The sequence below is a fragment of the Rhizobium sp. BR 317 genome, from assembly GCF_047445835.1.
In the GTDB taxonomy this organism is placed as follows: domain Bacteria; phylum Pseudomonadota; class Alphaproteobacteria; order Rhizobiales; family Rhizobiaceae; genus Rhizobium; species Rhizobium paranaense.
This window is the reverse complement of sequence record NZ_JARWLB010000043.1, coordinates 1-8,614: the sequence shown is the minus strand read 5'-3', so window position 1 is coordinate 8,614 and position 8,614 is coordinate 1. Positions and strand designations below refer to the sequence as shown.

The window sequence follows — 8,614 nt, the reverse complement described above, 5'->3', positions numbered from 1 at the left end:
AGCTACCAGTGCCTAAACTACGGCTCCAACCCGATCCGGATGGTCTTCACGATCGCACCGGGACTGTAAGCCGAAGATTTGAATCTCAGATTGCCAAGCTTCGCCGCGGACCMGTTCCGCGGTTGGGAAAACTTTGTCTTGTCACCACCAGGGAGGATCATGTGACAATTTTCAGACGGACGTTAATCTTCGGTGCTGCTCTCGGGCTCACCGCTTCGCTTTCCTTCAGCCCAGCGCTTGCACAGCAGTTGGATTATTMGAAGGTGTTTCCTGGCATCTTGATGGACAAGGACATCAAGCCCACAGGCCAGGAAGTCAAACCCGCTAAGAAGGATAACCGCCCGCTCAAGGTCGGCTTCCTGCCKACGGCGATGGACACCTACTATCAGCGTGTTCTGGCTGGCGTGAAAGAAGAAATCGATAAGCGCGGTGGCGACGGCACTATCCAGCTTCTCGTGCAAGCTCCGAGCAGCCAGTCTGCCACGGACGACCAGATCAGGACCATKGAAGCCTGGATCAACGACGGTGTGGATGCGATCGCGGTTGCCTTATACAACGAAGGCGCGTTGCTGCCCTCCATCCGGCGCGCCACCGAGGCGGGCATTCCGATCTTCCTCTTCAATTCACCCGTCGCCGACAACCCATATTATGTMAGCGATATCGGCTACKACCAGAGTGACGGTGGTCGTGCGCAGGCGCAATKGCTGGTTGACACCTATGGCGACAAGGAAGTCAAGCTCGGGATCCTGGAGGGCCTGCCCGGTCCGCATACGAGCCAGCGCATGAAGGGTTTCAACGAGGTCATCTCGAAGCACCCCAACTTCAAAATCGTCGCTCAGCAGCCGGCTGGCTGGGTGCGTGCMCAAGGCCTGTCGGTKACTGAAAACATGTTCACCGCCAACCCCGATATCGAAGTCCTCGTCGCGCTCTACGACGAGATGGCCCTTGGCGGTCTGCAGGCTCTCAAGGCTAAGGGGCTGAACGGCAAGGTGGCAATCGTCGGCTACGAAAATATGAAGGAAGCCAACGACGCGATCCTMACCGGCGACTTTGCAGCAACGGTCGACACCGGGGCCAAGGAAGAAGGTCGCAACATCATTCGAGCGGTGGATGAGTTCGTGATGAAGGGCACCGCCCTGCCGAAGAAGATCTTCGTGGCGCCCAAAACCTACGATGCGAAGAACATCAAGACCTTCGATCAGAACGACTACGTCTACGTCCAGCAGAAGTAGATGTGACAGTACGCGGCCCCGCCTCGCGCGGGGCCGCCCACTCAAAAAGKGCGACCTGAATGACAAACGCTCCGCTGCTCGAGATGAAAGGCATTGCCAAACGCTTCGGCAACACGAAGGCGCTTGATGGCATCGAGCTCGTACTCAATCCCGGCGAGGTTCTCGGCCTGGTCGGTGAGAACGGCGCAGGCAAGTCGACGCTCATGAAAATCCTCTCTGGTGCATATGCACGCGACGAAGGCACCATTGCTGTCAGAGGTAAGGTGGTCGATCTGAACAATCCCAAAGACGGGTCCAGGGCCGGCATCGCGATCATCTACCAGGAGCTGAGCCTGTTTCCGGACTTTGACGCCGCCGAAAATATATTCGCGGGCAGGGAGCTGCGCCACKGGCGTGCAAGTGCATCACCGCTTGACCATCCGGCCATGCGGGCAGCCGCCTCGCGTATCCTGAAGGGCGAGTTAGGCGTCGACGTACCTCTCGACAGGCCAGTTCGAGAGCTTAGCCTCTCGCATCGGCAGATGATCGAGATCGCCAAAGCCATTAGCAGCAACGCCGACATCATCATCATGGACGAGCCGACCGAAGCGCTMGAGGAGGTCKAACGCAAACAGCTGTTCGCCATCATTAAGAAGCTTCAGCAGGCCGGTAAAGCTCTCATATATGTGTCTCACCGGATCCAGGAACTCCTCGGCATCGTCAGCCGCGTGATGGTCTTGCGCGATGGCAGCGCGGTCGCAGACCTGCCCGTATCGGAGCTCGACGTAGACAAGGTCGTCAGTGCGATGATCGGCGGCTCTCTCGCAAAACAGTTTCCTCCCCGCGTCCCGGCAAGGTCCGAACCCTCGTTGGACGTTCGCGGTTTGACGAAAAGTGGTGTCTTCGAAGACATCACCTTCTCGGTAGCCCAGGGTGAAATCCTCGGCGTCACGGGTCTCGAAGGATCAGGCAAGAGCGCGCTCCTGCGGGCGATCTTCGGGCAGATCCCGCATGAGACCGGCTCGATTCTGATCGACGGAAAGCAAGCGGCGATTTCGGACCCGACGGACGCTATTCGTCAACACGTCGCCTTCTTGCCCGCCGAACGTAAAACCGAGGGGATTTTTCCACAACACAATGTCGGCTGGAACCTCTCTATCGCCAACMTTCGAACGCTCGGCAAAATCACGTTGATGCCGAAAAAGGAGCGCGAGATTGCCTCCGGCTACATCGCCAAGCTCKGCGTGAAATGCGACGGCCCCGGTGCCGACATCACATCGCTGAGCGGCGGTAACCAGCAAAAAGTCATGCTTGCTCGCTGGCTGCTCACCCGGCCAAAGGTGCTCATGCTTGAGGAGCCAACGCGTGGCGTMGACGTGCGTGCCAAGGCCGAGGTCTACACCCTCATCCAGGCTGCTGCGAAAGACGGCTGTGCTGTMATCGTGGTGTCCGCMGACAACGCGGAACTTCTTGGACTGTGYCACCGGGTCGCGGTCATGTTCGAAGGACGGATCTCGGCGGTCGTCGATGCGGCKACCTCCAAGGAAGAAACACTCGCTCTTCATTCGGTGAGGCCGCCGCAAGGCCATCATCTTCAGGGAGGTATCCATGGCTGATATTGCAGCTACACGCCCGCGCTMGCCMCTTACGCTCGCACGCAGCGGCGGCAATGCCGGCGTTTATCTGGCCTTCGTCGTTCTTCTGGTGGCGCTCGGCTTTGCCGCTCCGCGGTTTTTCACCTTCGGCAACTTGACTGACGTTCTTCGTCAGGCGGTCCCTATTGCCGTAATCGCGTTTGGAGCKACCTTTGTGATCGGGATGCGGGGCATCGACCTCTCCGTCGGTTCGACACTCGCGCTGAGCGGTCTTGTGACCGCAAACCTGATTGTGCTTGGCTATCCCGTTCCTCTGGCATGCGCAGGCGGGATTGCGGTCGGTGCGGTGATCGGACTGGTGAACGGCATCCTGATCACCAAGGTCGGGATCACGGACTTTATCGCCACAATGGCCATCATGGTCATCAGCCGCGGTATCGTGATGGTCTACACTCAGGGTATTCCKATCGTCGGAGCCTCCGAYCCCGCCTTCCGAATGATCGGCCAGAGCTATGCCGGCGGTGTTCCTGTTCCGGTCATTCTGACCGCCATCGTCTTCGCGATCGCCTTCTACCTTCTCTATTACACGCGTTTCGGCCGTTTCGTTCTCTCGATCGGCAGCAATCCRGACGCTGCCCGGCTGGTCGGCATCMCCACGGACAAGGTCAAGATMGCCGTTTACGTGCTGGTCGGGGTCCTCTCGGCCTTCGCGGGCGTTMTGCTCACMTCGCGCCTTGAAGCCGCCATGCCTGAAGCCGGCCAGGGGTACGAGCTGGATGTCATAGCTGCCGTGGTTATCGGCGGAACGGGTTTGTCCGGCGGGCGCGCCACTCTTTTTGGAACCGCCGTAGGTGCCGTTTTGATGGCGGTCGTCCGCAACGCGCTCAACCTGCTCAACGTGAACACCTTCTGGCACCAGGTCGTCATCGGCACGATCATCCTGATCGCCGTGGCAGCCGATCGTTTCAGTCGCCGCCAAAAGGTCTGAGGAGACGATGATGAAATATTCCGAGCTCCGCAAGTCCGTTCTTGATGCAAATGCCGCGCTCTACGATAGCGGCCTTGTCATCTCGACGTTCGGTAACGTCAGCGCTATCGACCGCGAGAAGCGTGTTGTCGCCATCAAACCGAGTGGCGTTTCCTATACGGCAATGCAGGTCGCAGATATCGTTGTAACCGACCTCGATGGCAATATCCTAGAGGGCACGCTGCGACCATCGTCTGATCTCGATACGCACCTGGAACTCTACAAAAGCTTCAAGTCTATCGGTGCCGTGGTCCACACGCACTCGTTCTTCGCGACGGTGTGGGCCCAATCCGGCCGGGGTATCCCTGCCATGGGAACGACCCATGCCGACTATTTCAACGGAACGATCCCCGTTACTCGCAAGCTGCGCGACGACGAAATCATAGACGGTTACGTCCGCAACACCGGCAAGGTCATCGTCGAGGCACTCGGAAACAATGCGCCGCTCTCCGTCCCCGCAGCCCTGGTTAACGATCACGGTCCCTTCTGCTGGGGCAAGGACGCAGCCGACGCCGTTCATAACGCGGAGATGCTCGAGGCTGTCGCCAAGATTGCCTTCCACGCCCGGCAACTGAACCAGGACGATCCAGAAATTTCCGACGCTTTGCTGGACCTCCACTATCAACGCAAGCACGGCCAGTCGGCGACCTACGGCCAGCCAGACAGTTCCAAGTAGGATTATCATGTCGATTGTAGCAGGAGTTGATTTCGGAACTTTGAGCGTGCGGGTAACGCTGGCTGATTCCGAGAAGGGTTCCCTTGGAACCTGCGTCGCGGAATATCCTCTCGAGCGGCGTCGTTCCGATCCCGACCTGGCAACGCAGTCCCACGTAGATCATATGGAAGCGCTTGTGCTGGCGATGCATCKAGTGATCGACGAATGCGGCGTAGATTCCAAGGAGATCCGTGCGATTGCGGTCGACACGACGGGGTCCTCGGTGTTGCCTGTCGACAAAAATATGCAGCCTTTGGGGGACTACTACCTCTGGTGTGATCACCGCGCCAAAGCGGAAGCCGAAGAGATAACGGCGATGGCGCACGACATGCACATTGAAGCAATTGAATGGTGCGGCGGAACCTATTCCCACGAGTGGGGCTTTGCCAAGCTTCTCCACTGGATGCGCCACAATCCCGACCAGCGCGAGCGCTTTKGGACCGCCGTGGAACATTGCGACATGGCGGCCGCGGTCCTCACCGGAGTGACCGACACGGCTCGCATGGTGCGCAGCGTCTGCGCCATGGGACACAAGTGGATGTGGAACCCGAAATGGGGTGGCTTGCCCTCGCAGGCTTTCTTGTCCCGCGTCGATCCGCTTTTCGACGGCGTGCGCGAGAAGATTGGCGGAACATATCAGACCTCTGCTTCGATCGCAGGTGGGCTCAGCACATACTGGGGCGAACGACTCGGCCTGACCCCCGGGATACCAGTTCCCACGGGTGCGTTTGATGCCCATTGGGATGCAATTGGCGCTGGCTGCCGTCTGGGGGACGTCGTCAATGTGATCGGTACGTCGACCTGTATCATTGCCGTTAGTGAACGTGTGAAGCTAATCCCCGGTGTTTGCGGCGTCGTCCCAGGGAGTGCACATCCAGACCTTGTCGGAGTTGAGGCAGGCCTGTCTGCGACAGGCGACCTGTTCGATGCAATAGCACGACGTGCCGGCACGACGGTGTCCAGGCTCGCTGAAGGCCTGGAAAGCATCGAAGGCGGAAAGACCGGTCTGATGCGTCTCCCCTGGGACAACGGGGACCGGACGGTTCTCGTCCGCTCCGACCTTGGTGGAATGACGCTTGGCTGGCATCTCGGCCATACAGCGCAGGACKAACTGTATGCCGCGATTGAAGGTACGGCTTTCCACACACGGGTTGTCCTGGAGCGGATGGAGCAGCACGGCGTTCCAGTCAACCGCGTCATTAATGGGGGAGGTATCCCGCAAAGGAACKACATCCTCAACCAGATCTACGCCAATGTTATAGGCAAGCCCATATTGGTMCCCGACGGTATTCCGACCGGTCTCGGTTMGKGAATATTCGCCGCTCTTGCATCCAAAGATCATGGATCAATCGAGAGCGCTCAGGCAGCCATGTGCGTGGGCTACAGAAAGTTTGAGCCTGATCCGAGCACGCGCGGACGTTATGAGACCCTCTATCAGCTGTTCAAGCAGGTCTATATGGGCTTTGGCACCTCGAGCCTCGCAAACTTCTCGCAAGTTCTCGGAGACATCAAGCGGATTGCTGCAGGTGAGAGTATTCGGTCCGAGTTTGGCCACCGTGCCGCGCGCAAGGTAGCATTGCTATGACCCGCTGTGCTCTTAGATCAGATGTCTATGGATCGAGAACGTGATGACGTCACTTCCATCCATTCGTGCAATACAGTCGTTCGTCGCAGCCGGCAGAAAGGGTTCATTTCTCGAGGCTGCTGCTCAGCTGCAGCTTACTCCGTCGGCGATCAGCCACCAAATCAGGCTGATGGAAGACGACCTTGGGGAAAAACTCTTTCACCGCATTGGAAGGAACGTGTCGCTCACCGAGATTGGCGAGCGATACCACCGTGATCTTTCAGAAGCGCTTTCGATGATTGAGCAGGCGACCGATGAGGTGTGCCGGCGCAACAGCGTCGACGTCCTGAGCGTCGGCTGTGCTTCAAGTCTGGCTTCGCTATGGCTTATGCCAAGATTGCCTCGGTTCGAAGAATTGTATCCCTCGATCGAAATCAGGCTTCTGTCTACATCGGATCCTGCAAAATTGTCCGATGGCTCGGTCGATGTCGATATCTGCTACGGCAGCGCTCCTCGACTGGGCTCTATCGCGGCGGAGGAGTTCCCCCTTGAGACAATCGTCGTAGCCTGCTCTCCCGAGGTGGCGAATGGCGAGCGGCCCATACGCAAGCCATCGGATCTGGTGGGCCACACCTTAATCAAGTCGGAGCAGACGCTTTACAGCTGGCAACAATGGGCGAAGGACCACGGCTTGGCGATTGACGTCAATCGCGGCGCTCGATTTCGCGATGCGTTTATGGCGATTGCGACCGCTGTCGAAGGACGCGGCGTGTGCCTGGAGAGCTACCGGCTTCTTGAACGGGATGTGGAAAGAGGTAACCTCGTCCTTCCGTTMKGGATGACAGGCCCCAACCTTCGTTGCCACACGCTCACATATGTCCGCTCGCGGCTCAKATCAGAAAAGGTCAACGCGTTCAAGCAATGGCTCGAAAACGTATGGCTTGAAGACACTGCCTCGGCTGAAATGCGGGCGCGAGGCTGATCGAACCTCTGACGGGCAGCAAGATCGTCCGGCGTTCTTTGAAACGCCGAGACAGCAATATGCGTGATGCCCAACCTTCTCTTAGCCATGCCTCGAGATTTTTTGAAGTTTTTGCGATTGCGAGGCGAGCGGCCACCGAGCACGATATGCGCCGTCTACTGTCCTTCTCACCAGTCTCTGCGCTGACGACTTCAAGGCCATAGCTGTAGGACCGTGTCAGATCGCGCTCCCGGCGGCGCTATCCGCGAGTTAAGAGCCCGCAAGTCTATGGCTGTCAGACACGACGAGCAGGCAAAGCTGTCGCGAAGAGATCAACTGAGACTGGCAGCTCTCAGACAATCTGGATTGATATTAAGAGCGAATGCCTCCATATGTAGAGAATGATTTAGCGCGGCGTGAGCCGATTACAGGTGTTGGCGGGCGATGCAGACGGACCTACAGATATCCAGACAAAGTGCGACTTTGCGCGTAAAAGTTGAGGAGACTCTGCGTCAGGCGATAGCCAGTGGGCGATTTAAGCCCGGCCAGCGACTGGTAGAGCGAGAACTTTGCGAAATGCTGGGCGTCGGCAGGACCTCGGTTCGCGAGGCAATGCGACAGCTCGAAGCTGAAGGCATCATCACAAGCTATCCCCATAAGGGGCCGGTCGTCAGTACGATCACTTACGAGGAAGCGCAGCAACTCTATACTGTTCGGGCTCTTCTTGAAGGATTCGCGGGTCAGCAGTTCGCTGAGCATGGCACTGCCGCGGACATAGCGAAACTTCAAGCCGCAGTGGTCGAATTCGAAGCCGCTGCCGAAAGTGGCGTCGGTGCGCGCCTCATAGATGCGAAAAACGCGTTTTACAACTGTTTGATGGACGGCAGCAAAAACGTGTTCGTAAGGCAAATGCTKACAGCTCTGCATAATCGGATAAATCTCCTTCGAATGACAACCATGACGCAACCGGGACGGCTTGCGCATAGCATTGCCGAAATTAGGGATATTKCGAACGCAATCCAGAATCGCAACGGGCCGTTGGCGGCGGCGGCCTGCAAATTCCATATCGACCAGGCTGCCAAGGTCGCACTTGAATACCTCCGGAAGAACGCAGCGCCAGAAACTTAAAATTTMGATTGACAGATTGTCTGATAATCTTTTTAATCCTCTCTGAAGGAAGGCGGGTTTCATTGCTCGCACGCGTCCGGAGGAAAAAATGCCATCGACACTCAACGCAACGCGCGTGGCCTTTATAGGGCTGGGCGCGATGGGCCAACCTATGGCTCAACATCTCATTTCGGCGGGCTTCGATGTCGTCGGTTTCGACCTCTCGGAAGACGCCAAGATAAAGCTCGCTGATGCGGGCGGGCGAGCCGCCGAAACGATTTCTGACGCCAYGGTCGGGGCCAGTTTCGTGATCACCATGCTTCCGAACGGCAAGATCGTGCGCGAGGCGCTGCTGGCCGAAAACGCCTGTGGCGGCCTGAAGCAGAATGCCGTCGTCATAGACATGAGTTCGTCTGCTCCAAACGACACAAGGG

Annotated in this window: 8 protein-coding genes; all 8 read left to right on the top strand. The window is 57.9% G+C overall.

Annotated features, from left to right (window positions below):
• Positions 1-161: 161 nt before the first annotated feature.
• A complete protein-coding gene (locus QD357_RS30940) occupies positions 162-1,232 on the top strand; it encodes a sugar ABC transporter substrate-binding protein (RefSeq protein WP_414125812.1) in 1,071 nt (356 codons plus the stop codon).
• Between the two features lie 59 nt (positions 1,233-1,291).
• The gene (locus QD357_RS30935) at positions 1,292-2,827 is read left to right on the top strand and encodes a sugar ABC transporter ATP-binding protein (protein ID WP_414125811.1); all 1,536 of its coding nucleotides are present in this window, start codon (positions 1,292-1,294) and stop codon (positions 2,825-2,827) included.
• Positions 2,820-3,794, top strand: coding sequence for an ABC transporter permease (locus QD357_RS30930; RefSeq protein WP_414125810.1), 975 nt, complete (start codon positions 2,820-2,822; stop codon positions 3,792-3,794). The genes QD357_RS30935 and QD357_RS30930 overlap by 8 nt, the downstream gene beginning before the upstream one ends.
• 10 nt (positions 3,795-3,804) lie before the next feature.
• The gene (araD, locus tag QD357_RS30925; protein WP_004129720.1) at positions 3,805-4,509 is read left to right on the top strand and encodes an L-ribulose-5-phosphate 4-epimerase AraD; all 705 of its coding nucleotides are present in this window, start codon (positions 3,805-3,807) and stop codon (positions 4,507-4,509) included.
• 7 nt (positions 4,510-4,516) lie between these two features.
• Positions 4,517-6,133 (top strand): ribulokinase, encoded by a 1,617-nt coding sequence (locus QD357_RS30920; protein WP_414125809.1) that lies wholly within the window; start codon positions 4,517-4,519, stop codon positions 6,131-6,133.
• 43 nt (positions 6,134-6,176) lie between these two features.
• Positions 6,177-7,094 (top strand): LysR substrate-binding domain-containing protein, encoded by a 918-nt coding sequence (locus QD357_RS30915; RefSeq protein ID WP_414125808.1) that lies wholly within the window; start codon positions 6,177-6,179, stop codon positions 7,092-7,094.
• Between the two features lie 423 nt (positions 7,095-7,517).
• Positions 7,518-8,201 (top strand): GntR family transcriptional regulator, encoded by a 684-nt coding sequence (locus QD357_RS30910; RefSeq protein WP_414125807.1) that lies wholly within the window; start codon positions 7,518-7,520, stop codon positions 8,199-8,201.
• Between the two features lie 88 nt (positions 8,202-8,289).
• On the top strand, positions 8,290-8,614 hold a 325-nt coding region (locus QD357_RS30905), incomplete at its 3' end, for an NAD(P)-binding domain-containing protein (protein WP_414125806.1).

Excerpts from the sequence above, each read along its gene's own strand:
- araD (WP_004129720.1), top strand. The coding sequence starts at position 3,805 with ATGAAATATTCCGAGCTCCGCAAGTCCGTTCTTGATGCAAATGCCGCG.